Origin of the sequence: Clostridium tepidiprofundi DSM 19306 (genome assembly GCF_001594005.1) — a bacterium.
Taxonomy (GTDB): Bacteria; Bacillota; Clostridia; order Clostridiales; family Clostridiaceae; genus Clostridium_AC; species Clostridium_AC tepidiprofundi.
In genome coordinates, this window is the sequence record NZ_LTBA01000025.1 from 1 (window position 1) to 25,852 (window position 25,852).

General features: G+C 29.3%; 30 protein-coding genes. 5 read left to right on the forward strand and 25 right to left on the reverse strand.

Going from position 1 to position 25,852, the window contains the following annotated elements:
- Positions 1-708: 708 nt before the first annotated feature.
- Both CLTEP_RS09530 and CLTEP_RS09535 read right to left on the reverse strand, forming a co-directional pair.
- Positions 709-1,038 (reverse strand): DUF5320 domain-containing protein, encoded by a 330-nt coding sequence (locus CLTEP_RS09530; RefSeq protein WP_066826052.1) that lies wholly within the window; start codon positions 1,036-1,038, stop codon positions 709-711.
- Between the two features lie 27 nt (positions 1,039-1,065).
- Positions 1,066-1,299: a DUF5320 domain-containing protein gene (locus CLTEP_RS09535; RefSeq protein ID WP_066826055.1), complete on the reverse strand. Its 234-nt coding sequence runs from the start codon at positions 1,297-1,299 to the stop codon at positions 1,066-1,068.
- Positions 1,300-1,600: 301 nt separating this feature from the next.
- Here CLTEP_RS09535 and hsp18 point away from each other — a divergent pair, with 301 nt between their 5' ends.
- A complete protein-coding gene (hsp18, locus tag CLTEP_RS09540) occupies positions 1,601-2,044 on the forward strand; it encodes a heat shock protein Hsp18 (RefSeq protein WP_066826059.1) in 444 nt (147 codons plus the stop codon).
- Between the two features lie 162 nt (positions 2,045-2,206).
- Here the strand turns inward: hsp18 and CLTEP_RS09545 are convergent, their stop codons facing one another.
- The 12 genes from CLTEP_RS09545 to yedF all read right to left on the reverse strand — a co-directional run bounded on the left by CLTEP_RS09545 (position 2,207) and on the right by yedF (position 12,637).
- Complete coding sequence (locus CLTEP_RS09545) at positions 2,207-3,538, reverse strand: replicative DNA helicase (protein ID WP_066826062.1); 1,332 nt, start codon at positions 3,536-3,538, stop codon at positions 2,207-2,209.
- Positions 3,539-3,547: 9 nt separating this feature from the next.
- Positions 3,548-5,470 carry a Lon family ATP-dependent protease gene (gene lonC / locus CLTEP_RS09550; RefSeq protein WP_423230734.1) on the reverse strand — a complete coding sequence of 641 codons (1,923 nt, stop codon included), beginning with the start codon at positions 5,468-5,470 and terminating at the stop codon, positions 3,548-3,550.
- Positions 5,471-5,507: 37 nt separating this feature from the next.
- Complete coding sequence (gene rplI, locus CLTEP_RS09555) at positions 5,508-5,951, reverse strand: 50S ribosomal protein L9 (protein ID WP_066826068.1); 444 nt, start codon at positions 5,949-5,951, stop codon at positions 5,508-5,510.
- Between the two features lies 1 nt (position 5,952).
- Complete coding sequence (locus CLTEP_RS09560; protein ID WP_066826070.1) at positions 5,953-7,935, reverse strand: DHH family phosphoesterase; 1,983 nt, start codon at positions 7,933-7,935, stop codon at positions 5,953-5,955.
- Between the two features lies 1 nt (position 7,936).
- Complete coding sequence (locus tag CLTEP_RS09565; protein WP_066826072.1) at positions 7,937-8,935, reverse strand: DUF2232 domain-containing protein; 999 nt, start codon at positions 8,933-8,935, stop codon at positions 7,937-7,939.
- Between the two features lie 126 nt (positions 8,936-9,061).
- Positions 9,062-9,379 (reverse strand): MazG-like family protein, encoded by a 318-nt coding sequence (locus CLTEP_RS09570; RefSeq protein ID WP_066826076.1) that lies wholly within the window; start codon positions 9,377-9,379, stop codon positions 9,062-9,064.
- A 414-nt stretch (positions 9,380-9,793) separates the two neighbouring features.
- Positions 9,794-10,027: a 30S ribosomal protein S18 gene (rpsR, locus tag CLTEP_RS09575; RefSeq protein ID WP_066826079.1), complete on the reverse strand. Its 234-nt coding sequence runs from the start codon at positions 10,025-10,027 to the stop codon at positions 9,794-9,796.
- Positions 10,028-10,052: 25 nt separating this feature from the next.
- Entirely contained in the window at positions 10,053-10,508 is a 456-nt protein-coding gene (locus CLTEP_RS09580) for a single-stranded DNA-binding protein (protein WP_066826082.1), read from the reverse strand.
- Positions 10,509-10,520: 12 nt separating this feature from the next.
- On the reverse strand, positions 10,521-10,808 hold the full coding sequence (gene rpsF, locus CLTEP_RS09585; RefSeq protein ID WP_066826085.1) for a 30S ribosomal protein S6: 288 nt from the start codon (positions 10,806-10,808) through the stop codon (positions 10,521-10,523).
- 99 nt (positions 10,809-10,907) lie between these two features.
- Positions 10,908-11,096 (reverse strand): DUF951 domain-containing protein, encoded by a 189-nt coding sequence (locus CLTEP_RS09590; RefSeq protein ID WP_066826087.1) that lies wholly within the window; start codon positions 11,094-11,096, stop codon positions 10,908-10,910.
- A 137-nt stretch (positions 11,097-11,233) separates the two neighbouring features.
- Positions 11,234-11,482, reverse strand: coding sequence for a putative Se/S carrier protein (locus tag CLTEP_RS09595; protein WP_066826089.1), 249 nt, complete (start codon positions 11,480-11,482; stop codon positions 11,234-11,236).
- A gap of 552 nt (positions 11,483-12,034) precedes the next feature.
- A complete protein-coding gene (gene yedF, locus CLTEP_RS09600) occupies positions 12,035-12,637 on the reverse strand; it encodes a sulfurtransferase-like selenium metabolism protein YedF (protein WP_066826166.1) in 603 nt (200 codons plus the stop codon).
- 391 nt (positions 12,638-13,028) lie between these two features.
- On the opposite strand from yedF, the gene CLTEP_RS09605 reads away from it, so the two are divergent.
- The 4 genes from CLTEP_RS09605 (at position 13,029) to yyaC (ending at position 16,165) form a co-directional block, all read left to right on the forward strand.
- Positions 13,029-13,421 (forward strand): hypothetical protein, encoded by a 393-nt coding sequence (locus CLTEP_RS09605; RefSeq protein WP_066826092.1) that lies wholly within the window; start codon positions 13,029-13,031, stop codon positions 13,419-13,421.
- 253 nt (positions 13,422-13,674) lie between these two features.
- A complete protein-coding gene (locus CLTEP_RS09610) occupies positions 13,675-14,223 on the forward strand; it encodes an IS200/IS605 family accessory protein TnpB-related protein (protein WP_066826096.1) in 549 nt (182 codons plus the stop codon).
- Between the two features lie 120 nt (positions 14,224-14,343).
- On the forward strand, positions 14,344-15,492 hold the full coding sequence (locus CLTEP_RS09615) for an aminotransferase class V-fold PLP-dependent enzyme (RefSeq protein WP_066826098.1): 1,149 nt from the start codon (positions 14,344-14,346) through the stop codon (positions 15,490-15,492).
- Between the two features lie 61 nt (positions 15,493-15,553).
- Entirely contained in the window at positions 15,554-16,165 is a 612-nt protein-coding gene (gene yyaC, locus CLTEP_RS09620) for a spore protease YyaC (RefSeq protein WP_066826100.1), read from the forward strand.
- Between the two features lie 108 nt (positions 16,166-16,273).
- On the opposite strand, the gene CLTEP_RS09625 is transcribed toward yyaC, so the two are convergent.
- The 11 genes from CLTEP_RS09625 to rpmH form a co-directional block, all read right to left on the reverse strand.
- The gene (locus CLTEP_RS09625) at positions 16,274-17,128 is read right to left on the reverse strand and encodes a ParB/RepB/Spo0J family partition protein (protein ID WP_066826102.1); all 855 of its coding nucleotides are present in this window, start codon (positions 17,126-17,128) and stop codon (positions 16,274-16,276) included.
- Between the two features lie 11 nt (positions 17,129-17,139).
- Entirely contained in the window at positions 17,140-17,901 is a 762-nt protein-coding gene (locus tag CLTEP_RS09630) for a ParA family protein (protein ID WP_066826105.1), read from the reverse strand.
- Positions 17,902-18,206: 305 nt separating this feature from the next.
- Positions 18,207-18,992 carry a nucleoid occlusion protein gene (noc, locus tag CLTEP_RS09635; protein WP_066826108.1) on the reverse strand — a complete coding sequence of 262 codons (786 nt, stop codon included), beginning with the start codon at positions 18,990-18,992 and terminating at the stop codon, positions 18,207-18,209.
- A 108-nt stretch (positions 18,993-19,100) separates the two neighbouring features.
- Positions 19,101-19,820 carry a 16S rRNA (guanine(527)-N(7))-methyltransferase RsmG gene (rsmG, locus tag CLTEP_RS09640; protein ID WP_066826111.1) on the reverse strand — a complete coding sequence of 240 codons (720 nt, stop codon included), beginning with the start codon at positions 19,818-19,820 and terminating at the stop codon, positions 19,101-19,103.
- A gap of 25 nt (positions 19,821-19,845) precedes the next feature.
- Entirely contained in the window at positions 19,846-21,720 is a 1,875-nt protein-coding gene (gene mnmG, locus CLTEP_RS09645; RefSeq protein ID WP_066826114.1) for a tRNA uridine-5-carboxymethylaminomethyl(34) synthesis enzyme MnmG, read from the reverse strand.
- Between the two features lie 11 nt (positions 21,721-21,731).
- Complete coding sequence (gene mnmE, locus CLTEP_RS09650) at positions 21,732-23,108, reverse strand: tRNA uridine-5-carboxymethylaminomethyl(34) synthesis GTPase MnmE (RefSeq protein WP_066826116.1); 1,377 nt, start codon at positions 23,106-23,108, stop codon at positions 21,732-21,734.
- 102 nt (positions 23,109-23,210) lie between these two features.
- Positions 23,211-23,840, reverse strand: coding sequence for an RNA-binding cell elongation regulator Jag/EloR (gene jag / locus CLTEP_RS09655; RefSeq protein ID WP_066826119.1), 630 nt, complete (start codon positions 23,838-23,840; stop codon positions 23,211-23,213).
- A 45-nt stretch (positions 23,841-23,885) separates the two neighbouring features.
- Complete coding sequence (gene yidC, locus CLTEP_RS09660) at positions 23,886-24,572, reverse strand: membrane protein insertase YidC (RefSeq protein WP_066826121.1); 687 nt, start codon at positions 24,570-24,572, stop codon at positions 23,886-23,888.
- Positions 24,573-24,595: 23 nt separating this feature from the next.
- Positions 24,596-24,805, reverse strand: coding sequence for a membrane protein insertion efficiency factor YidD (gene yidD / locus CLTEP_RS09665; RefSeq protein ID WP_066826169.1), 210 nt, complete (start codon positions 24,803-24,805; stop codon positions 24,596-24,598).
- Positions 24,805-25,146: a ribonuclease P protein component gene (gene rnpA, locus CLTEP_RS09670; protein WP_066826171.1), complete on the reverse strand. Its 342-nt coding sequence runs from the start codon at positions 25,144-25,146 to the stop codon at positions 24,805-24,807. The genes yidD and rnpA overlap by 1 nt, the downstream gene beginning before the upstream one ends.
- 56 nt (positions 25,147-25,202) lie before the next feature.
- Positions 25,203-25,337, reverse strand: a complete 135-nt coding sequence (gene rpmH / locus CLTEP_RS09675) for a 50S ribosomal protein L34 (protein WP_066826125.1) — start codon at positions 25,335-25,337, stop codon at positions 25,203-25,205.
- Positions 25,338-25,852 lie beyond the last annotated feature (515 nt).

The following is a 25,852-nucleotide window of genomic DNA, read 5'->3' on the forward strand; positions in this document are numbered from 1 at the left end:
CTGTGAACTACTTCGACCACAAGGGTACGAAGCTTCTTTATAGAAAGTTTGCTGTTTAAGTTTCCTCTAACAAAAGTTAGATAGCCTTATTTCTATGGGCGAGAACACTTGCCCTTATCGCTCATAGCGTAAGCTAACTTGGGAATACATTAGGTTGCGATACCTTGTATATTTTACGCATAGAAGGATTACTCTATGCAACCTTATATATACAGTTATCAAAGAACTATAATACTAACGATTTAGTATTTGTGCCAGTGACCTAATCTTGCATAATGTATGTCAAACGTTGGTATGCCAACATCCATAATAGCAAAGGCTATCCCTTATTTTTCAAAGGGCAGATTAGCTACCTGCATACAGGTGTTAGGGTGACACTTATACTATAACAGTTTTCTTAAATAATAACCATATCGAATGGTTATTATTTAAAGTCCTTACATCCACAGGCACAAGGCACAGTGGTTTTACGGACTAAATTATAAAACTTTCAGTTATATAATTAGAAGTTTGAAGTTTTTTATCTATTCCATAAGACTCCTACTTCTATAAGTGGAAGATTGAATTTTTTGCTAAATCGAAATGAATTCACTTAAAAAGAAAAAAGTGAGTGTAATTTCTTCACCACAACACATAAAATCACACTCACTCATATAAAACACAATTAATCATTTTGCCATCTTTGCTAATCATAAATATCAATTTTGGTTATTCTTCATTTTCTGGTTTTACATTCTTGTTCATTAAACTATTAATGTAATTTAATCTTTCTTCTAGTATTTCTTTTTCTTGTCTAAGTAAAGTTTCTTCACTAACACCATAATAGCCATTTGTGCCATACCAACGGCAAAAACCACCGCCTCTTCTGAAACCTCTTCCTAGACCTCTACCGAAACCTAATCCTCTTCCTAAACCTCTACCAAAATACCCTATTTCATTTGCATTTGTTTGATTTACACTATTTGAAGTACATTTTCCTAGTCCTCTTCCTGTCATTGGTCCCATTCCATTTGGACCTGTTCCATCTAATCTTGGCATTATTATTACCTCCCTCCTATAATTTTTTTATCTACCAAAACCTCTGCCTAATCCTCTGCCAGCTCCTCTTCCTGCTCCTCTTCCTGCTCCTCTGCCTAGACCTCTTCCAATTCCTCTACCTAATCCTCTTCCTAAGCCTCTACCAAAGTATCCCATTTCATTTGTATTTGTTTGATTTACATTATTTGAAGTACATCTACCTAATTCTCTTCCTGTCATTGATCCCATTCCATTTGGACCTGTTCCATCTAATCTTGGCATTGTTATTACCTCCTTAAATTTTAATAAATTATTTTTAATGGCATATGCCCTATACTGATATTCTAATACCGTAATGGGTATATGTCAATAATAAATTTGCTTGTATTTTCTTATATTTCTTTAAAATTTTAATTTACATATGTTTTCCTCCAAATTTCTTCCATTTTCTTTTGATATTTTAAAATTTTAGACTTTGACTTTCTTTGACCTTTGTATTATTATTTAAGCATGAAATAGATAATAACAATTATAAATTTGTGAATACTATTAATATAAAATTAATATGAAGGAGGGTTTTACTATGTTTGATATGATTCCTTACAGAAAAAACAAAAATTTAGTTACAAGAGATGATATGTTTGAACAGTTTTTTAACAACTTTTTTGATAATAGTCTTTTAGAACCATTTAATTTTGCTAAAAATTCATTTAAGGTAGATTTAAAAGAAAATAATGATAACTATGTTGTAGAAGCTGATCTTCCTGGGGTAGACAAAAATAATATAGATATTACTTATGAAAACAATTACTTAACAATTAGAGCTAAACGTGAAGATAAAATCGAAGAAACCAAAGACAATTATATACGTCATGAAAGACATTATGGAGAATTTAGAAGAAGTTTTTATATTGATAATGTTGATGAAAATAATATTCAAGCAAGTTTCAATAATGGCGTCTTAAATATTACTCTCCCTAAATTATCAGATGACAATAATAAGATAAAGAGAATTAACATTAACTAACATTTAACAAAAACACGGCAAACATATGTTGCCGTGTTTTTTTCTATTACATATTATGACTATTATCAATTTTACAAGTCTACCAGTTATAGATGCGGAAAATTGAAGCTTTTGCCTTAGCAAAACAAGTTTATTATATTTTAAGCACTTTACAAGTATAATTTACTGATGAACCAAATCCAGCCTTCCAAATTTACTATATTGACCTAACCATGCAAGTTTAACCGTTCCTACTGGACCATTTCTCTGTTTAGCTATAATACACTCTGCAACATTTTTTTCTTCTGTTTCACTATTGTAATATTCATCTCTATATAGAAACATAACTAAGTCAGCATCCTGTTCTATTGATCCAGACTCTCTAAGGTCTGAAAGCATAGGTCTATGATCTGCTCTTTGCTCAGGTGCACGAGATAACTGTGAAAGAGCAATAACAGGACACTCCATTTCTTTTGCAAGTGCTTTAATAGATCTTGATATTTCAGATACTTCCTGCTGTCTGCTTTCACTTTTTCTGCTTCCTGACATAAGCTGAAGATAGTCTATTACAATCATATCAATACCATGCTCTAATTTCAGCTTTCTACACTTTGAACGCATTTCCATTACTGATGTTCCCGCTGTATCATCAATGAATATATTAGCTGATGCTAAAGGTCCCGATGCTCTAGCTATATTTTCCCAATCTCTATCATCTAGTTCGCCTGTTCTAAGCTTAAGCATGTCAACATTTGCCTCTGAACATAACAATTTATATGCTAACTGCTCTTTTGACATTTCAAGTGAAAATATAGCAACATTTTTTCCTGCCCTTAATGCAGCATATTCTGCAATATTCAATGCAAATGTCGTTTTACCCATTGATGGTCTTGCAGCAATCAATATCATATCGCCTTTTTGAAATCCTGAAGTTTTTGAATCCAACTCTGGAAACCCTGATGGTATTCCATTTATGTGTCCTTTATTGTTATATAGCTTCTCTATTTCAAGAAATCCTCTCTCTAAAACTTTACTCATTGGTTCAAATTCATTTACATTTCTCTTCTGTGCTATATTAAAAACCTTCTGTTCAGCTTCATCAATTACAGCCTCTATATCATTTTGGCTGCTATAGCATTTCTCAATTATTTCGTTAGAAGACTTGATAAGTTTTCTAAGCGTAGCTTTATCACTAACAATTTTTATATACGAACTAACATTAGCTGTTGAAATTACTGAACCACTTACTTCAGTAACATATGTAACTCCTCCTACACTTTCCAATTTTTCAGTCGACCTTAATTCTTCCAATAGTGTAATCATATCTACTGGAATATCCCTTTTATACATATCTTCTATTGTATTAAAAATCACTTTGTGAGCTTCTTTATAAAAATCATCACCTTTTAGCTCTTCTACTGCTTCTGCAATGGCTGCTTTATCTTTAAGCATAGAACCTATAACTGATTTTTCTGCATCAATATTATATGGTAAACTTTTAAGAGGCATATTCATACTAATCACCTACTCAAAAACAATTTCTAGTAATTGTTCAATATTTTCGACCGTTTTAACCTCAATATCAGCTAACCCTGTTGGAACCTCTTTATAATTGTCTTTTGGCACTATAACTAATTTTATTCCCTTTCTCCTAGCACCATATACTTTTTCAAAAATACCGCCAACAGGTTTTATTTTACCTCTTAATGAAATTTCTCCAGTAATAGCTATATCCTGCCTAATAGGCTTTCCTAAAATCGCACTGATTATACAAACAGTAATAGCTGCACCCGCAGAAGGTCCATCAATTTTTGCTCCTCCTACTACATTAACATGAATATCATAATCTTTAACATCCTTACCTGTGATTTTTCTTATTACTGTAGCAGCATTAAATACAGAATCTTTTGTCATACTACCTGCTGTATCATTAAATCTAATTTGTCCTTTTCCTTTATCCTGTGCATTAAAAGCAACAGCTTCTATTTCCAGTGTTGAACCTAAATACCCACTTACACCTAAACCATAAGTATGTCCAATTTCTGATTTATCACAACTACTTATCTGTTCATATTGATTTAATCTACTTATAGCTAATACTTCTTCCAAATCTTCTTTACTTATTTTAACATTATCATCTGGATTTAGATTTTTCTTTTGAAGTACATATCCATAAGCATCTGAAAGTATGTTTATTGCTTTTCTTCCTTCGATGGTATATTGACTTATTATTTTTGCAACATTATCCTCTAGTTCAACATTTATCTTCATTGCAGCATTTTCAACTATTTTTTCTATATCATTTGCAGAAAGAGGTTCAAAATAAACTTCTGTACACCTTGATCTTAATGCAGGATTAATATCCTTTGGCTCTTTAGTCGTAGCACCTATTAATATAAAATCCGCAGGTGCTCCATTTTGAAAAAGATATTTTATATATTTAGGAATACTTTCATCATCAGGATCATAATAAGAAGAAGAAAACTCTACTCTTTTATCTTCTAACACTTTTAATAATTTGTTTTGGAGTATTGTATCTAATTCTCCAATTTCATCAATAAATAAAACTCCTCCATGTGCTTCAGTAACTAATCCTGGCTTTGGTTCCGGTATACCTACTTCTGCCAAATCCCTTTTACTTCCTTGGTATATAGGATCATGAACCGAGCCTAAAAGTGGATTGGTTATCTCCCTTGGATCCCATCTCAAAGTTGTTCCATCAACTTCAATAAACTTTGATTTTTCATCATATGGAGTATATTTAAGTTTTTTAGCTTCTTCTAAAGCCAGCCTTGCAGCTGTTGTTTTTCCAACTCCCGGTGGTCCATACAGTATTACATGCTGAGGATATGGCGAAGCTATCTTAGACAATAACGACTTTATTGGTCTATCTTGACCAATTATTTCACTAAAACTAGTAGGTCTTAATTTACTTTGTATATTATTTATAGCACTCCTAGAATCTAACATCTTTAAATGCGTGTATTTTTTTAATGTTTTAGCATTTTCAGGCCCCTTCTTTTTCTTTATTATTTTGAGCCTAATATCATCCATATATTTTTCTTGCTTATCCATCAACTCTTTTTCAACTTCTGCTTCTATTTGATTGTTTAAATATCTAGTTGCTATTTCTTCAACAATTAAGTCACTTGTGCTTTCAATAACATCAAATATATTTTTTTCATTCGGTATAGTAGATACACCCTTACCATTACTAATTATTTTATTTAATGCATAAACCTTTTTATAAATATCTTCACTGTTGATATACTTTTGTAGACTAAACTTAACAACTCTGCTATTTATAGTTTTCTCAGGAATTATTTTCTTTATGATTTTATCTATTATTTCTACCTGAACATCTAAAGACATAGAATTTCCTTCTATACTTTTAGCTATATCGTAAATTACTTTATTATTCAAATTTGTTACACTATAATATTTTATTTATTATAGTGTTTCCTCCCTTCAGTTGTTTTAAAGCTTACTGTTTTTCAACAATTACTTTAACTTTTGTTGATACATCTGGATATAGTTTAAGCTCAACATCATAAGCTCCCAATAATTTAATAGTATTAATAACAACTTTTTTCTTATCAATATTTAAATTAAACTTCTTATTGATTTCATTAGCTATATCTTTATTAGTAATTGCTCCAAATAATTTTCCATTTTCTCCTGCTTTAGCTATTATCTTTAATTCTTTTCCCTTTAAACTTTCAGCTAACTTTTGTGCTTTTTCTATCTCTGCAAGTTTTAATTTTCTTTCCTTTTCTTTTTGTTTATTTAATATATTAATACTATTTTGAGTTGCCTCTTCAGCTAACTTTCTTGGAAATAAATAATTCCTAGCATATCCATCAGAAATATTAATAATATCTCCTTTTTTTCCTTTTCCTTTAACATCCTTTAATAATATAACCTTCATTTTATTCACCTTCCCTTGAGTATTTTTCTATAATTGACTTTAATTCTTCTACTATTTGTTCAATTTCTATATTTTTAACTTTAGCTCCTGCCATTGTCATATGACCTCCACCACCAAACTTTTCAAGTATAACCTGCACATTTATATTTCCAAGGGAACGTCCACTGATAAATACTTCATCTTTTATTTTAACAAATACGAAGGACGCTTGAACACCTGTAATATTTAGCAGTTCATCTGCAACTTGTGCAGCTAATACATTGTCTTCTATATGTGGTGGGCAAATAGCAATAGCCGTGTTTTTAAAAATCTCAGCTGTTCTTATAATTTCAGTTCTTTTAATATAAACCTCTAAATCTTCTGAAAATAACTTTTTTACTGAAATTGTATCAGCACCATATTTTCTCAAAAGTGCAGCAGCTTCAAATGTTCTGACACCAGTTTTAAAATAAAAGTTTTTAGTGTCCACACAAATTCCAGCCAAAAGTGCCTCTGCCTCAATTTGTTTTAATTTAGGTTTTTCAATTATATACGGAATTAACTCTGTAACTAGTTCTGAAGCTGATGATGCATATGTTTCTATATAGGCTAATAAAGTATCTTGTATATAATCTGGTGCTTTTCTGTGATGATCAATAATAACTATTTTATTTACTTTATCAACAATATCTAAATTTTCTACATGACTTCTATTATGGACATCAACCAATATCAAAAGCGTATCATTATTAATTATATTTATACATGTTTCATTATCAATAAAAGCACCCTTATATTCATACTCATTAACCAAATTATCTACAACATTCTTAATGCTTTTATTTATATTATTTAAAACAATATTACACTTTTTATTTAATGACATTATTGTACTGTATAACCCTACAGCTGCTCCAATGCAATCTATATCTGGATTTGCATGACCCATGATTACAACATTGCTACTCTCATTTATTAAATCCAATAATGCATGTGCTATTACTCTCGCTCTAACCTTTGTTTTCTTCTCTATTTCCTTAGTTTTTCCTCCATAGAATGACAATCTATCTCTTGTTTTAACTACAGCCTGATCCCCTCCTCTTCCTAATGCCAATTCTTTAGCTGAAGATGCATACTTATAATTCTGCTGAGGGGATTCTCCTCCTCTTCCAATACCGATACTCAATGTTACAGTCAGTTTATTTCCAAAATCTAATTCCCTTATTGTATCAAGTATATCAAACTTCTTTTCCATTTCTCTTTTTATAAATTTATCTTTTGCCAAAATTAAAAACTTATTAGCAGCATATTTCTTAACTAAAGCCTCCATATCCTGTGCATATGAATTTATATTTCTCTCAATTTCTGCTGTTAATAAAGGTGCTTTATCTTCATCTGTAGTTTTTAATACATCGTCTAAATTATCAACTTCTACAAGCACAACACTTTCTCTATTTTCCTCTATTCTTTGCATTAAATTATATTTTTCAGTAACATCATAAAAATATAGTAACACAATAACATCTTTACTAGTATCATCTGTATTTATCATTGTAGCATAAATATCATAATATCTGTCTTTAATGCTTACATAATTATAAACATTTTTTTTACCTGTAACAATGTATTTAACATTTATTTCTCTACTAATATCCTTTATTGTCTTACCGATTACCTCTTCTCCATCCATTAAAGATAAGAAATTTTGATTGTACCAAAGAATATTACCCTTCTTTCCAATTATCAAAAGAGAAAATGGCAAATTCAACAATGTATTACTAGTTGCAATATCCATTTTTGACGAGAAATTTTCTATAAAATTTTTCCACTTAACTTTTCCTTCTCTTAAATCTTTTAAGTAGTACACTATTAAAATAGCATATACTATCAATGAAGTTAGTGCAATATTATAATGTCTATAATAAAATAACACTAATATAAAACCAGCTATCACAAATAAATAAATTTTATTACTCTTTCCGAAGAAATTATATTTATTCTCCATATTAAGCCCCCATTTTCTTCTTAAACAAACTGTATGGGTCTAATCTTCTCATATTAAAGAACATATCTATAAATCCAATATATATAAATACAATGTTTAATTGGAATAATAATCCAAAGAACAATATTAAAAAAACTATTACTTTTGAAAGTTTCCTTTTTACTCTCAAATAGTATGTAACAGCTGCCATACCATTTATTATAAACATTAAATTTGCTATTCCTAAAAATGAAAAATATATACCTTCTCCAATATCAATTCCTTTTGTCTTTGCTATTATGCCTATACAAATCATAGCAATCAAAAATGCTCCTACTAAATTTGTTACATAAATTCTACTAAATGGTACAATAGGTTTTATCTTCATCTTTAATTTGGTCAATATGCTACTTGTAAATATATAATTTACATATGAAGCAATCATAGAAAAGAATAATAATGCAGCTGGTAAAGAATATATTATCACTTTAGTATTAATCATATTTTTTATTTCATTAAACTGAGATAACTTTTCGCTTGGTACACCTAGTTGAATATATAATTTTTCTGAATATTCTATTTGTTCTTTAATAAGAGAGACATAATTATTTATAAAATTAATAAGCGTTGTTTTTTCTATAAATAGTAGAAAAATCATTGAATTTAATATACATGAAATAGCAGAAATAATAATTGTAACTATGAGTGTTCTATATACACTTTTTTCATTTTTGATGCAATATCCTAACGCAATTCCCACAGGTGCACAAGTAATGACTGCACTAATCGCTGAAAAAACACCTAAAATTCCAGTTATTAAAAATACACTTGCTACAAGTGCTAACAAAACAATCTTTTTATCATGTCTTAAGTACAGTATCGTGTATACTGAGGGAAGTACTATCGTTCCTATTATATTCAATATCGGTATATATCCTGTAATAAACATAACAATAACTATTACTGCTAATAATATTCCAACTTCAGTTAGTGATCTCAAATCATAATTTTTGCTCGACATTCTTTCCTCCAATTAAAATTTATTGGTTTTACAAGACTCCCTCTTCTATAAGTGAGATATTTAAGCTTTTTGCTTCAAGTAGAGTCTTCGCCTGAAATTCCGATATTTTGCTTTAGCAAAACAAGTTCACTGTCTTTCTTTCATATGTGAATATAATCTTGATAAATCCTTACCTTCTTTTTCAATTTGATCTTCTTCAATTATTCCAGTTTTTAATTTTCTTTTAATACATTCATCTACAGCAATATAGGAATACCCCAATCTATCCGCAAGCATATACAGTATTATTATTGCCCCGGAAATACAATTTAATATAGCATCTTGAGTTACATTACTTCCTTTGCACAGTAATTTAAACAAATCCCCAATAATTGCAACCAATTCAGCTTTTAATTTTTCAATTATATTTACATTTGCCATAATATTAAGCTCTTCCCGTCTCATAACATTCATCCCCTTTATATACTAGGTACCCATTTTTATTAAAATCAGTATCAAATATCAATCTTAATAAAAACATCAAATATACTTATTTAACCTTTTTAATGAGATTTATCGATTTTACGCCTCCCACTTCTATAAGTGGGAGATTGAAGCTTTTGCTTCAGGTGGAGTAGAGTCTCCACCTGAAGTCTCGATGTTTTGCTTTAGCAAAACGAGTTCACTATTTTAACTATTTGAATATACTATATCTCTATTTTAGTTATTTTTATCATTTTATGCAACCATATATAACATATAATAGAAAATAGTTTACAAAGAATAGCAATGTTTTTAATTGATTAAGCACTTCATAAAATATAAAAATAAAGCAGCCCCTTAATGGTGCTGCTTAAAATAACATGCTTAAGCAATATTTTATTCCATAGTAAATGGTAATAAAGCAATATTTCTTGCTCTCTTAATTGCTAATGTCAACATTCTTTGATGTTTTGCACAATTTCCTGAAATTCTTCTTGGAAGAATCTTCCCTCTTTCAGTTATATATTTCTTTAAGACATTTATATCTTTATAATCTATGTATTCTGTTTTATCCACACAGAACGCACAAACTTTTTTCTTTTTTCTTCTAGTCTTTCTTTGTGCAGCCATTCTACTTCCCTCCTTATACTAAAATTTAGAATGGTATATCTTCATCATCTATAGGAGTAACATCCGTTCCATAATCTAAACTACTTGAATTTGTATTTTGGGGTTCAAAAGAGTTATTCGCAGATTGACCATAGCCTTCTCCAATTCCACTATTAGATTGTTTGTTTCCCCAATCTAAAAATTGAACCTCATCAGCTACTACCTCAGTAACATATCTTCTAGTTCCATCTTTAGCTTCATAGCTTCTAGTTTGAATTCTTCCGCTAATACCTATCAGTCTTCCTTTGCTCATGTAATTAGCCGTATTCTCTGCCGACTTTCCCCATACAACAACAGGAATGAAATCTGCTTCTTGCTGTCCCTCTCTCTTGAATCTTCTATCAACTGCAATTGTAAAGGTGGCAACTGCTGTTCCAGTACCTGGAGTAAATCGTAATTCTGGATCTTTAGTTAATCTACCAATTAACACTACCTTATTCAATGATTACACCACCTATTTTTCATGTTTAACAATGATATCTCTTATAACCTCATCTGCTATTCTGAACTTTCTTGTTAACTCTTTAGGTAATTCAGAATCAGCTTTAAAGTTAAATAAAACATAGATACCTTCATTCACCTTATTAATAGGATAAGCTAACTTTCTCTTACCCCATACATCTACTGTTTCTACTTCTCCACCATTCTCTTCGATAATTCCTTTGAACTTATCAACGTTAGCTTTAACAGCTTCTTCGTCTAATGATGGTCTCAAGATAAATAAAGTTTCATATGAATTCATTTATTTCACCTCCTCCCCTTGGACTAACGGCTGTACTCTGTACAGCAGGGAACTCATCTATTGATTATATCATTTGAAATAATATAAATCAAGAAAATTTTAATTATTTATCATTAACAACTTTTTCATATTTTTCTCAAATTTACTTCTTGGAAGCATAACTATTCTACCACATTGAACACATTTTATTTTTATGTCAGCACCTATTCTTATTACTTCCCATCTATTGCTTCCACATGGATGAGTTTTTTTCATTTCAACAATATCTCCTAGATTAAATTCTTTCATACAATGAACCACCTTTGCAATTTTAAATATCAATATATATTATAATTTATATTATTCATTCAACGCAGTCAAGATATGTAAAAAAGTTTATCTATATTCTAGGTGAACTCATCAACTAATTCGTTAATACTTATATTTTATACAATAACCGAAAATCCTTCTTCTTCTTTTAAATATATGTTTTTGAAAGAAAAACTCTTTTCATCTATCAACTTGCTAAGCTTTTCATAATCATCTACTTCAATCTTTAAACTAATTCCACAGCTCTTTGTTATATATGTTGGTGTCGGCATTACAATTGCATTTATATTATTATTTATTATTTCTTTTTCAGCTTTCATAGCCTCATATGTATTTATAAATGTTATTATGTAGTATCCTTTCATAAATATCCCCTTCTATATAAAGTTTAATTACCAAAAAACTTTAATTAGATTGCCAGTTTTCCAGTCGGCTAGTTACCAGCTAATGTTGAAATCGCTAAACGATTTCTTAAATGTAATATAAAAACATTTGGTGATTATAAGTATATAGTAATCAAGTTACAAATCTGCACTAGCCCTCTAGTTCTCTGGCAACCTAGCAAACTTATTTTAGCTCTTAGTACTTAAAACAGATACTGGTTCTCAAGTCACAAATCTGTACTGGAGACTGGAGACTAATAAATAGTTTCCAATCGCCAATCTCCAAAGCAGATTGTTGCTTTGATAAAAACTAATATAAGAATGCTAGTTTTCCAGTCGGCTAGTTACCAGCTAATGTTGAAATCGCTAAACGATTTCTTAAATGTACTATAAAAACATTTGGTAATTATAAGTATATAGTTTTCAAGTTACAAATCTGCACTAGCCCTCTAGTTCTCTGGCAACCTAGCAAACTTACTTTTCCCTAGTACCTTTTTTAGTTCCTTCTTTTCCTCTCCAAGCGTCGGTTGCTATCTAAATATTTATAATTTTATCCGCCTCATTCATAGTTTCAACTATTGAATACATATTGCTTATTTCTCCTATTGCAACCTTATCTGTAACTCCATAAAAATCTGTACAAGTTCCACAAACTAATATATTAACATTTTTATCCTTTAATTTTGTTAATCCATCTAAAACAGCTGAATCCTCCACTGTTAATTTTACACCGCTATTTAAGAATAAAATATCAGTAGGTATTATATCTGCTTCAGAAAGAGCAAAAATATAACCTTTCATTAGTATTTCACCTAATTCATCATTACCATGCCCCAATTTATTTTGCCCGATTACAATAACAAATTTTTCATCATTTTTATTTTCATTTGTACCAGCTTCATTATTTTCAGATGTACTAGCTTCACCTTTAATCATTTTTACATGAAAGTAACCATCTTTTTCCTCAATATCAAAACTAAATCCACTTTTTTGAGCCAATTTTACAACATTATTTTTCGCCACTTCATTATCTACAATTGTTACAGCCGTTCCACTTTCAATAGAATCAAAATATTTCTTAGTATTTACAACCGGTAATGGACAACTCATTCCTTTACAATCAATTATCTTTATCATAATGCACATGTTACTTACCTCAATTTATAAGTAACTTTTCACCCCTTTCATAATCTCATTTCTACTTGAAATAATTATATAATGTTTTTGAATATATTTGTTATATTTCAAAGTATTTTTTTAATTATTTCTATCGTTATTTTGAATAGATTATGATTATCTATTTGTATTTTGAATAGTATATTTTTCACTTCACTCATTTATTATAATAAATTTGTGATATATTTATTATAATAAATGAGTGAATTTTAATCTATAAAATAAATAATAAATATTAAAAACTTTAATAATAAATATTAAAAACTTTAATAATAAATATTTATGTATGCTTATTAGAGGAGAAAGAAAGTTAATGGACTTATAAAAAAAGAAAAGAAAGCGAGGTGAGAAAATGAGAGTACAAAGAGTAGAAAAGCATATTATTAGACAAAACAATAAGTATTATGCTATGTTAGATAATTTTGGTTTTATGTCTAAGAATTTATATAATTTTGCAAATTACATAATAAGACAGAAGTTTTGTAAAGACGGACAGTTTATTAGTTATAATAAATTAGATAAACTATTAAAGCAAAGTGGAATGGATTATGATTATAGAAATATGCCAGTAGCCCAGTCGGCACAACAATGTTTAAGAGTATTAGGAAAGAATTGGAAATCTTTTTTTAAATCCATTAAAGACTGGAGTAAAAACAAAAATAAGTATAATGGTAGACCTAAATTACCTAAATACGTGAACTACTCGCCACTTACTTCGTTGAAGTGGGAGCTTCTTGGTCAATAGCACCAACGTGCCAAGTTTACCCAAGCTCAAAAGGTCGCACCGACCTCGATATAATACCAGTTTTATTTCTTGGCAAGAAACTACCGTCTTAGACGATTGTAATCGTTCGGACTGCACCAACGTCAAGGCTTGGTTTTCGCTCTTTTGGTGCAGGACGTGTGCTTGAATATTTTACGTGGTAAAGCTTTTTCTTACCACAACCTTATATATTCAGTTTTATAAGAACTTTTATATTTTCATTATATCAAGTGGAGTGCATTTTTTCAAGGGCATTGAACCCTTTCAAAAATGGTGTTATCCATCTCCCACTTATAGAAGATGGGAGACTTCCACACAAAATGTTAAAAGAAACAACAAAATAGAAGATTATTTACACAAAGCTAGTAAAAAGGTAATTCAATATGCTTTAAATTTGAACTGTAATACTATTGTGATTGGTAACAATAAAGATTGGAAAAGGGAAAGTAAGTTAAGCAAAAGAATAAACCAATCATTTGTAGGTATACCACATCAAAGATTTATAGAAATGATACAATATAAAGCAGAAGAAGTTGGACTTAATGTAATTTTAACAGAAGAGAGTTATACAAGTGGCACTAGTTTTTTAGATGATGAATTACCTATAAAAGAGAATTATAACAAAAGAAGAAGAATTAAACGAGGTTTGTTTAAATCGAATAAAGGTATATTAATTAATGCAGACTTAAATGGTGCTTATCAGATAGTCAAAAAAGTATTCCCCAAAGCATTTGCAGAGGAGATAGAGGGTGTGGGGTTACACCCAGTCAGAGTAGATGTTTAACATTGACTGATAAATAATTTTATCAAAATTTTTAATGAATTTATAGATTTTAATAAAATTAATAACCTAACGTTATTTAACAAGTAGTCTTTACGCTATACATAAAGGAGGAAAAGTTCAATGAAAGTTTATCTTGACAATGCTGCAACTACATTCCCTAAACCAGATGAAGTTTCAACCGCTGTTTTAAATTATATGAACAACATAGGTTCAAATCCTGGTAGAGGTAGTTCTTCTAGTTCGTTTCAAGGAAATAGAATTGTATTTCAATGCAGAGAAGCTATATGTTCATTTTTTAATTATGATAAACCTGAAAATGTAATATTCACATCAAATATTACTTCTTCACTAAATATACTTATAAAAGGAGCTGTAAAAAAAGGTTGGCATGTTATAACATCCAGCATGGATCATAATGCAGTTTTAAGACCATTGAACTCATTAAAAGATAATGGTCAAATAGAATTCGATATACTTCAATGCTCTGAAAATGGAATACTTAGTGTTGAAGACTTTAAAAATACTATAAAAGAAAACACTAAGCTTGTTGTACTATCACATGCTTCTAATATCATAGGTAGCATACAACCTCTTGAAGATATAGGAAAAATATGCAAAGAAAGAGGTATATTCTTTATTATAGATTCTGCACAAACTGCTGGAGTTCTAAATCTTGATTTTAAAAAGCTAAATTGCAGTGCCCTAGCATTTACGGGACATAAGAGTCTACTTGGTCCACAAGGTATAGGTGGATTTATTATTGATGATGACTTTAATAATGAAATTTCTCCATTAATTGAAGGTGGTACTGGAAGTGTTTCTTCTAGTATATTTCAACCCAATTTTTTACCTGACAAATTCGAAAGTGGAACACTAAATACACCAGGTATAGCTGGTCTTTTATCAGGAATCAATTACATAAATAAAACAGGATTAGATACCATTAGAGCTCATGAAGAATCATTAACTCAATATTTCATTAACGAATTATTAAATATAAGCAACATAACTATTTATGGCTTTAATGATGCTTCTTTAAGAACTTCAACAATATGTTTAAATTCGACAAAAATTGACAATTCGGAACTAGGATTTTATCTTGATAAATATTATGGAATTTCCACTAGAACTGGATTACATTGTGCACCACTTGCTCACAAAACAATTGGTACTTATCCAAATGGTGCTATACGTTTTAGTTTTGGACCTTTCAATGATGCTCAAGATGTTAATTATACTATTGATTCTATAAATAAAATATTAAAATAACATTAATTTTTGTATACAACCTTCTATTTTAGTCAATACTTTCAAATAGGAGGTTGATTTTATGTCTGAAAAAATTATCATTGATCCTATATCTAATAATACCTTACTTAATTTCAATAAATATTTAAATAAATATTTAATTCCTGTTATTTATGACAACCGTCCCTTAATAATTCTATGTATTGGAACTGACAGATCAACTGGAGATAGCTTAGGTCCATTAGTTGGAGATAAGTTATCAAGTTTTCATAATATTTATTATAAAAATGTATATATATATGGAACTTTAAAAAATCCTGTTCATGCTAAAAACTTGAAATCTATTTTAACCGAAATAGAATCCAATTATAGCAATCCATTTATCATTGCTATTGATTCATGCCTAGGTAGCATTGATAATATAGGAAAAATTATTATTGAAAATAAACCTCTATCCCCTGGAGCCGCATTAAAAAAAGACTTGCCTAAGGTAGGTAATATTAGTATAACTGGAATTGTTAATATATCCGGTGCTTTAGATTTTATAGTTCTTCAAAATACTAGATTATATACTGTTATGACGTTAGCTAAAGCTATATATAGAGGAATTAATTTTTCTATAATAAAATGCACTTATACTCTTAATACTCATAGCCAAACAATTTCTACTAACGATTTCAAAAAAAATTTCTAGCCTTCAAAACGAATAGCAATCGTATGAAGGCTAGTTAACTAATTTATATTTTTAATATAAATTTCTTTCTTTACAGAATAGTCAAAAGAACCAAGCTAGTTTACTGATTTATATTTTCAATATATCTAAAATTCTTTGAAGATCATCTTCAGAATAATACTCAATTTCTATTTTACCCTTATTATTTTTTTTATTATTTAATACTACCTTAGTTCCAAAATAATCTTCAAGCTTGTTTTTAATTTCCACATAAAAAGGGTTTTCTATCTTTTCTTGTTTCTTTATTACTTTTTCACTATTTAAATTCTTTACTATTTTTTCAACTTCTCTAACACTCAATGCTTCATCAATTATCTTTTGTGCTATTTCATACTGTATATCATTATTATATATTCCCAATAAAGCTCTTCCATGTCCTTCAGTAATAACACCTTCCATTAAATATTCTTGAACTCTCTCATCTAAATTTAATAATCTAATACAATTTGTAATAGCAGTACGTGATTTACCTATTTTTTTACTCAATTCATCCTGAGTTAAATTAAAATCTTCAAGTAACTTTTTATATGCATTTGCTTCTTCAATAGGATTTAAGTCTTCTCTTTGAATATTTTCAATCAAGGATAACTCTAATACATTCAAATCATCCACATCTTCCATAATTATTGCAGGTATTTCTTTTAATCCTATACTTTTTGCCGCTCTCCATCTTCTCTCCCCTGCTATAACTATGTAATTTTTATCTTGTTGCTTTAATATAATTGGTTGAATTATTCCATGCTCTCTTATTGAATCTGCTAACTTTAAAAGTTTATCTTCATCAAAATATTTTCTTGGCTGTTTTGAATTAGCCTTTATTAAATTAATTGAAACTTTATTTATTATTTTTTTATCTGATATACTATAATCTTCTTCTGGTATTAGTGCACTTAATCCTTTTCCTAATCCATGCCTCTTACTCAAATTATCACCCCTTACTGTTTGTCCAAAAATTCCTTTGTTAACTTTTCAAATGCTTGCGCACCTCTGCATCTGCTATCATATAGCATTATAGGTAACCCATGACTTGGTGATTCAGCTAATTTTATATTTCTTGGAATAATATTTTCATATACTTTTTCCTTAAAATATTTTCTTACTTCTTCAACAACATCATTTGACAAATTTGTTCTTGCATCATACATGCTAATTATAACACCTTCTATTTCTATATTTCTATTAAGAGACTTCTTAATCAATTGAATAGTGTTAACTAACTGACCAACCCCTTCAAGTGCATAAAATTCGCATTGTATCGGAATTAATACACTATCACAAGCTGTCAATGCATTAACAGTCAAAAAACTTAGAGAAGGCGGACAATCAATGAATATAAAATCAAACTTTCCTTCTAATTCTTGTATTTTATTTCGTAAAATCAACTCTCTTTTTTCTCTTTCTATCAATTCAACTTCAGCTCCAGCTAAATCCACAGTTGACGGTGCAATATGTAAAGTACTCATAAATTGAGATTTAATTATTACATCATCTAATTTTTCATCTCCTGTAATCACATCATAAATAGACTTGTCAATTTCATTTTTATTAATTCCTAAACCACTCGTTGTATTACCTTGAGGATCGATATCTATTACCAATACATTATATCCTTCCATAGCTAAGCAGGTAGATAAGTTTACGCTTATTGTTGTTTTACCAACCCCACCCTTTTGATTAAATATACATATTTTTTTCACTTTCCCACCTTACTTTCATAAAATAATTATACGCTATTTACTTAAACAATTTTAGTGGATCAAATTATCGATTATAATATTTTCAAACCATTATGTATACTTTCAAATACATATACTTTCAAAATTATTTAAACTGTATAATTCTCCAGACAAGAATACAAATTTTATAATTTGACAAGTATATATATAATTATATAATTTTGTGAAAATTTTTTAAAGTAATTTTGTGAAAATTTTTAAATTTAAAAATGTTTCACGTGAAACATAAAAAAACTGTCCAAAATGGACAGCCCAAATATACCTTATTATTTTGTTTTCTTAGGAATTGTAACTACTACTTTTACATAATCATCATATTCTTTAGATTTGTATTTTGCGTCAATACCATACTTATCAAATACTTGCTTAATAGTATTCATATATACTCTTGGTGAAAATATACCTTTAATTTTCTTTTTACCATCAGCTGCAATTTCCTTTTTTGATTCATTTAATAATAGCTTGTCAATTAACTCCTCTGTCTTTTTTACATTTAACGACTTATCTATAATTTCATTTAAAACCTCAAATTGCATATCTATAGTTGGAAGCTTCAATAATGCACGTCCATGTCGCTCTGTAAGATTATTTTCTAAAAGCATCTTTCTAATTTTAGAATCCAATTTCAATAATCTAAGTTTATTTGCAATAGTTGATTGTTTTTTTCCAATAACCTGAGCAAGCTTTTCCTGAGTATATGAGTATTCTTCTATTAAATTTCGAAATGCTTCCGCCTGCTCAATAAAGTTCAAATCCTCCCTTTGAATATTTTCCAATAAAGCGACAACAGCAGAATCACTCTCACTAATATTAATTAGAATAGCAGGCACACTATCTAATCCTGCTTTTTTAGCTGCTCTGTACCTTCTCTCACCTGCAACTATTTCATACATAGTGTCATTAACTTTCCTTACTGAAAGAGGTTGTATTATACCATATGTTTCTATTGATTGTGCTAACTCACTTATAGACTCTTCATTGAAATATTTTCTAGGTTGATTTATATTGGGAACGATATATTCAATAGGAATATTGATTACACTATTATTCATCACTACCATCCTTTTTTATTCCTTATATTAACAATTCTACTTATGTGTAAAAATTCCTTCTCAAATTAAAAAATTTTCCAAAGAAATTTTTAATTTTTCTACATAATACTATTTTAAAGGTTTTTTTGAAACAATACCAGCTTTTCTTGGATATTTTCTATTGGTACTTTTAATTTTCTTAACAATAACCAAATTATGCTCTAATTCACTACCTTCAATATCAACATTTTCAATCTTTTCAAGTTTTCCTCCTAAAATATTGATAGCATTTTTAGCGTCATTTAGTTCTTCAGTAATAGCTGGTCCTTTAAGTGCAATAAAATATCCCCCAACTTTAGCAAAAGGTATACAATATTCACTTAAAACAGTCATATTAGCTACCGCTCTGGAAACGACAATATCATATTTTTCTCTGTAATCCTTATCTATTCCTAAGTCTTCTGCTCTTCCATGTAAAGCTTCAATATTCTTCAATTCTAATTCATTGATAACAGTATTTAAAAATTTAACTCTTTTATTTAATGAATCTAGCAATGTAATATCGCATTCTGGATAAACAATCTTAATTGGTATTCCCGGAAATCCCCCTCCAGTACCAACGTCTATAATTTTTTTACACTTTCTAACATTGCTAAATCTAAAAACTTTAATACTATCTATAAAATGTTTCTTTATTATTTCGTCATCATCATTAATTGCAGTTAAATTTATCTTCTTGTTCCATTCCTTTATCAACGCCTTATATTTAATAAACTGTTCATATTTTTCTTTATCAAATTCTAAATCTACATCATTACAAGCAGCTTTTAACAAATCAAAATATCTCATAAAATTCCTCCATATATATTAATAATTAATTCCTATATTTCTGTTCTATATATACCATAAGCACAGAAATATCAGCAGGTGATACACCTGATATTCTAGACGCTTGCCCAAGATTTTCTGGTCTAATCATTCCCAGTTTCTGAGCAGCTTCTATTCTCAATCCTTTAATATCATCATAATTTATATCTTTAGGAATCAATTTCTTTTCAAACTTCCTAAATTGTTTTACTTGTTCAAGCTGTTTTTGTATATAACCCTCATATTTTGTCATTATATTTACTTGTAACTGTATATCATATTTTAAATCTGGTCTATCTTTATCCAATTCCTTAACTTTAAAATAATCCAATTCAGGTCTTTTGATTAATTCATATAACGAAACAGGCTTTTTTAACTCAGAAGAATTCATTTTGCTTAAAAATTCCCTAACATCTTTTTTATTAGTAATTTGAATACCTTTTATTCTAGCGATTTCATCTTCAATTGCAGTTTTTCTTTTAATGAACTTTCTATATCTTTCCTCAGAAACCAATCCAACAGAATACCCAATCTCTGTTAATCTCAAATCCGCATTATCCTGCCTTAATAGCAATCTATATTCAGCTCTTGATGTCATCATCCTATAAGGTTCATTTGTACCTTTTGTAACCAAATCATCAATTAGTACACCAATATATGCATCAGCTCTTCCTAATATTATAGGATCTAATCCTTTTATCTTTCTTACTGCATTTATTCCTGCAATAATTCCTTGTGCTCCAGCTTCCTCATAACCAGAACTACCATTTATCTGTCCTGCTGAAAATAACCCCTCAACTTTCTTAAATTCTAAAGATAGCTTTAATTCCGTAGGATCTATACAATCATATTCAATAGCATAAGCAGTTCTCATCATTTCCATATTTTCTAGTCCTGGAACAGTTCTATACATTTCAATTTGTACATCTTCTGGTAAAGAACTTGACATTCCTTGCACATATAACTCTTCTGTATTTTCTCCTTCTGGTTCTATAAAAATCTGATGTTTCTCTTTATCAGGAAATCTCATCACTTTATCTTCAATAGATGGACAATATCTAGGTCCTACACTTACTATTGAGCCATTGTAAAGTGGCGATCTATCAATATTTTTTCTTATAACATCATGAGTTTTATCATTAGTATATGTTAAATAGCAGGGTATTTGTTCTCTTTCAATATTTTCACTCATAAAAGAAAAAGGAACAATATTTTCATCTCCATGCTGTACTATCATTTTTGAAAAATCAACCGAACGTCTATTTATTCTCGCTGGTGTACCCGTTTTAAATCTTCTAAGAGAAATACCAAGTTCCTCTAAGCTAGAAGAAAGCTCATTTGCTGGAGCTAATCCACTAGGTCCTTCATTAAAGGATATATCCCCTATAATTATTTTAGATTTTAAATAAGTTCCAGTTGTAAGTATCACTGCCTTTGCACTAAAATAAGCCCCATTCTTAGTTAAAACTCCTTTTACTACACCATCTTCAACATCAATCTTAGTAACCTCTAGTTGTCTTAAATACAAATTTTCTTGATTCTCTAAAACATTTTTCATTCTCTCAGAATATCTTTTTTTATCTGCCTGAGCTCTCAACGAATGAACAGCAGGTCCTTTTGAAGTATTTAACATCCTTGACTGTAGATATGTATTATCAATATTTATGCCCATTTCTCCGCCTAAAGCATCTATTTCTCTAACTAAATGGCCTTTTGCTGTTCCACCAACGCTAGGATTGCATGGCATAAGTGCAACACTATCTAAATTAATAGTACAAACTAATGTTCTGTATCCCATTCTTGCAGCCGCTAATCCAGCTTCACACCCTGCATGACCAGCACCAACAACAACTACATCAAAATCTCCACCAAAATATCTCATTATTAAATCACCTACTTTCCTAAACAAAATTCAGAAAATATTTTATTGATTATATCTTCTTCGATTGTTTCTCCGGTTATTTCTCCTAAATTTTTCCATGCATTTCTGATATCAATTGATGCCAAATCTATAGCACAAGTATCTCTTAAAGCATTTATTGCACATTCTATATTTTCTTTTGCTCTTATTAAAGCCTCAATATGTCTATTATTAGCAACATAAATATCCTCTGTCTTTATTTCTCCATAAAAAAACATGTCTTTTATTACATTTTTAAGCTTATCTAAACCCTCACCAGTCTTAACAGACATTTCAATAATATATTTAGAATCCAATATTTCTAATTCATCTTTATTTAATCTTGAACCTAAATCAGCCTTATTTAATATTACAATATATTTTCTATTTTTTATATATTCAATAATATCAATATCCTGTTCATTTAATTCATCACTCAAATCCAACATCAAAATAATCAAATCAGCAGATTCTATTTTTTCTTTAGATTTATTTACACCTATTTTTTCTACAATATCATCTGTTTCTCTAATTCCTGCCGTATCAACAATTCTTATAGGAATACCATCAATATTAATGTATTCCTCTATAACGTCTCTTGTTGTACCTGGTATATCAGTAACAATAGCTCTTTTTTCATTAACCAAAGCATTCAACAATGATGACTTTCCCACATTGGGCTTTCCAACAATAACTGTTTGTAAACCCTCTCGCAATATCTTTCCCTCTTCAGCTGTATTTAATAGTTTTTCTATAAGTACTAAAATATTTTTCAATCTTTTCGAAGCATCTTCAGCAGTAATTTCTTCTAAATCCTCTTCAGGATAATCAACCGTAGCCTCAATACTAGCGATAACAGACAATAATCGTTGTCTAATTAAACTTATTTCTTTTGATATTTTTCCTTCTGATTGCATTATAGCAGATCTAGCACTTAATTCCGTCTTAGCTCTAATAATATCAATAACAGCTTCAGCTTGACTCAGATCAATTCTGCCATTTAAAAAAGCTCTTTTTGTAAACTCTCCAGGTTCTGCAAGTCTTGCACCTGCTTTAATAACCTGCTTTAATACACTATTTGTTACTACTATTCCACCATGACAATTTATCTCAACAGTATCCTCTGCTGTAAAACTTCTTGGACCCTTCATATATGAAACAATTACCTCATCAATTATATCCTCGTTTTCATCAACAATAAATCCATACCTCATTGTATATGACTTAATATCCTCTAACTTTCTATTATTCTTTCCTCTAAATATTTTACTCACAATATTTACTGCATTGTTTCCCGATATTCTAATTATTGAAATACCACTTTCACCCATAGTTGTAGCAACAGCTGCTATAGTATCAAATTCTTTCATTTTTTCATCCTTCCTCATCATTCAAGGTATTTACTTAGTCCATTTTTATTATTCCTATAACAAAAAAATATTATAAATCCTTATATTTAAAAAAGAAAGCCTTCAGGCTTTCTTTTTTAATTCTACAATTACTCTTCTATAAGGTTCTTCACCTTCACTAAAGGTTCTTACATATGGATCATCTTGAAGTTCAGAATGAATTATCCTTCTCTCATATGGATTCATAGGTTCTAATCTTATAGCTTTATTATACCTTCGAACCTTCTGAGCTATTTTATAAGCGAGCCTTCTCAATGTCTGTTCCCTCTTAGCTCTATAATTTTGAGTATCTAAAATAACTCTCTTATACTTTTCATCACTATCCTTATTAATTACTAAACTAGTTAAATATTGAAGTGAATCCAATGTTTCACCCCTATACCCAATCAATGTTCCCATATTTTCGCCATATATATTTATTAGTAAACTTTCTCCTGCATCCCTTATGGAAACCTCAGCTTTAATATTCATTGTTTTCAAAATAGAATTCAAAAAATCCTTAGCCTCTTTAACATAATCTTTTTTCAACTTAACACTTACTTTAACAGGTTTAGAACCAATAAATTTTAAAAATCCTTTACTTCCTTTTTCAATAATATCTATCTCAACCTTATCAATAGTAGTATTCAATTCAACTAGTGCTTTCGCAACAGCTTCATCAACAGTTTTACCCATACATTCTACAGATTTCATAATCAGATACACCCACCTTCCAAAATGAACGCTTTCAAAATATATCTAAGCCTTAGCATCTCTACGTTTTTCAACCTTTTGCATCCATATAGTCTGAGCAATTTGGAATAAGTTATTTATTACCCAATACAATACCAAAGCAGATCTAAATTTTATACTCATAAATCCAAATACTATAGCCATAACGCTGTTCATTGTGGATGTTTGTTTTGCTTGGGCACTGTCACCATTAGAAGGCTGCATTAATTTTGATGAAATATAAGTTGTAACAGTAGATAAAATAGGTAAAATATAATATGGATCTGGCTTAGCTAAACTATTTAACCATAAGAATCCTGCTGGCTGAGTCATACTACCAGACATAAAAGTCAAATTGTTAAATACATAAAACAAAGCAAATAAGATTGGCATTTGTATAAGCATAGGTAAACATCCACCAAGAGGATTAACTCCATTTTCTTTATATAATTTCATTATTTCCTGTTGAGATTTTTGAGGATCATTCTTATACTTATCTTGAATTTTTTTCATTTCTGGTTGAATCTTGCTCATTTTAACAGTTGATTTTATCTGTTTTATATTCAACGGAAGTAAAATAATTCTAATAATAGCCGTCATAAGAATAATAGTTATTCCATAAGAAATATTTGGATTAGGAATAACACTGGCGACACCGCTTTGCAAGAACTCAAAAAAGTGTCCTATAGGCCCACTTAAAAATTGTAACTTCAAAATAATAACCTCCTAAAAGCAATTTATTTTACAGGATCATATCCACCGGGATTAAAAGGATGACATCTCAAAATTCTTTTTATTGACATAATTCCACCCTTTAATGCTCCATATTTACTAATAGCTTCTATGGCATACTGCGAACAAGTAGGATAAAATCTACAACTTGGTCGTTTCATAGGAGAAATAAACTTTCTATAAAATTTAATACTACCTATTAGAAGTTTTTTTATCAATTGATTAACCCTGCCTTTTTATATAAATTAATTAATGATTTTTCGATAACTGAAAAGCTTTGTTCCTTACATGTTGTTCTAGCAATAACTATCAAATCATATCCCTGTTTTAAATTACTATTATTTAATCTATAACTTTCATAAATCAATCTCTTCACTCTACTTCTAACAACACTCTTACCAACTTTTTTACTAACTGATATCCCTATTCTATTTATTCCCATACCATTTCTTTTTATATACAAAACCAAAAATTTATTAGAAAAAGATTTACCCTTCTTGTATACAACTCTAAACTCGGCATTCTTTCTTAATTTGTATTTTTTTTTCTGATTCATAACCAATGGACTCCTTTTTCCTGCATCTGCAGAAAAAGGCCACAAAAAAGCGGCCCTTATGCTGTCAATCTTTTTCTTCCTTTTAATCTTCTTCTTCTTAAAACATTTCTTCCAGAAGCAGTTTTCATTCTTTTTCTAAAACCATGCTCTTTTTTTCTTTGTCTCTTTTTTGGTTGATATGTCATCTTCATTCAAATCCACCCCCTTCGGTATCATATACTCTGCTTATGTTAAACCATCTGGCTTTTACCACACATTATACAATTACTATTAAATTATATATTCACGATACCATAATGTCAAGACTAGTATTTTCATTGTTCTGTTAATATTTTTTTATATTTTTATCTTTTTTTGTGGATAACTTCTTGAATACGCTTTAACCTTTTGATATTATTAAGATAAACTGTGAATAAATTGTTGTTTTTAAAAGTTATTCACAACCTGTGGACAAATTTGTTGATAACTCTCCCTAATATTCTATATTTTTTACTTATTTCATTGTAATATTCACTTTTACACTGTGAATAATCACAATAATTTTATTGTTGATAATTTTTTTTTGATTAATATTTTCCACAAATTATAAACATGTGAATATTTCTATCAATAGTTGTCAACAAAAATAATGTATGCTTTAAAACTGTTAATAATTCTGTTAATAACTTAATTTTTATTTTTATATAATCATGAACTGGAGGATGTG

Excerpts from the sequence above, each read along its gene's own strand:
- CLTEP_RS09595 (WP_066826089.1), bottom strand. The coding sequence starts at position 11,482 with ATGAAAGGATACTACATAATAACATTTATAAATACATATGAGGCTATG.
- rnpA (WP_066826171.1), bottom strand. The coding sequence starts at position 25,146 with ATGAATCAGAAAAAAAAATACAAATTAAGAAAGAATGCCGAGTTTAGA.
- yedF (WP_066826166.1), bottom strand. The coding sequence starts at position 12,637 with ATGATAAAGATAATTGATTGTAAAGGAATGAGTTGTCCATTACCGGTT.
- yyaC (WP_066826100.1), top strand. The coding sequence starts at position 15,554 with ATGTCTGAAAAAATTATCATTGATCCTATATCTAATAATACCTTACTT.
- CLTEP_RS09565 (WP_066826072.1), bottom strand. The coding sequence starts at position 8,935 with ATGTCGAGCAAAAATTATGATTTGAGATCACTAACTGAAGTTGGAATA.
- CLTEP_RS09590 (WP_066826087.1), bottom strand. The coding sequence starts at position 11,096 with ATGAAAGAATTTAATCTAGGAGATATTGTTGAAATGAAAAAAACTCAT.
- noc (WP_066826108.1), bottom strand. The coding sequence starts at position 18,992 with ATGAATAATAGTGTAATCAATATTCCTATTGAATATATCGTTCCCAAT.
- CLTEP_RS09605 (WP_066826092.1), top strand. The coding sequence starts at position 13,029 with ATGAGAGTACAAAGAGTAGAAAAGCATATTATTAGACAAAACAATAAG.
- mnmG (WP_066826114.1), bottom strand. The coding sequence starts at position 21,720 with ATGAGATATTTTGGTGGAGATTTTGATGTAGTTGTTGTTGGTGCTGGT.
- CLTEP_RS09530 (WP_066826052.1), bottom strand. The coding sequence starts at position 1,038 with ATGCCAAGATTAGATGGAACAGGTCCAAATGGAATGGGACCAATGACA.
- rplI (WP_066826068.1), bottom strand. The coding sequence starts at position 5,951 with ATGAAGGTTATATTATTAAAGGATGTTAAAGGAAAAGGAAAAAAAGGA.
- jag (WP_066826119.1), bottom strand. The coding sequence starts at position 23,840 with ATGAAATCTGTAGAATGTATGGGTAAAACTGTTGATGAAGCTGTTGCG.
- CLTEP_RS09545 (WP_066826062.1), bottom strand. The coding sequence starts at position 3,538 with ATGAATATGCCTCTTAAAAGTTTACCATATAATATTGATGCAGAAAAA.
- CLTEP_RS09570 (WP_066826076.1), bottom strand. The coding sequence starts at position 9,379 with ATGAGACGGGAAGAGCTTAATATTATGGCAAATGTAAATATAATTGAA.
- mnmE (WP_066826116.1), bottom strand. The coding sequence starts at position 23,108 with ATGAAAGAATTTGATACTATAGCAGCTGTTGCTACAACTATGGGTGAA.
- CLTEP_RS09560 (WP_066826070.1), bottom strand. The coding sequence starts at position 7,935 with ATGGAGAATAAATATAATTTCTTCGGAAAGAGTAATAAAATTTATTTA.
- CLTEP_RS09615 (WP_066826098.1), top strand. The coding sequence starts at position 14,344 with ATGAAAGTTTATCTTGACAATGCTGCAACTACATTCCCTAAACCAGAT.
- rpsR (WP_066826079.1), bottom strand. The coding sequence starts at position 10,027 with ATGGCTGCACAAAGAAAGACTAGAAGAAAAAAGAAAAAAGTTTGTGCG.
- hsp18 (WP_066826059.1), top strand. The coding sequence starts at position 1,601 with ATGTTTGATATGATTCCTTACAGAAAAAACAAAAATTTAGTTACAAGA.
- rpsF (WP_066826085.1), bottom strand. The coding sequence starts at position 10,808 with ATGAATTCATATGAAACTTTATTTATCTTGAGACCATCATTAGACGAA.
- CLTEP_RS09535 (WP_066826055.1), bottom strand. The coding sequence starts at position 1,299 with ATGCCAAGATTAGATGGAACAGGTCCAAATGGAATGGGATCAATGACA.
- rpmH (WP_066826125.1), bottom strand. The coding sequence starts at position 25,337 with ATGAAGATGACATATCAACCAAAAAAGAGACAAAGAAAAAAAGAGCAT.
- rsmG (WP_066826111.1), bottom strand. The coding sequence starts at position 19,820 with ATGAGATATTTTGATTTGTTAAAAGCTGCTTGTAATGATGTAGATTTA.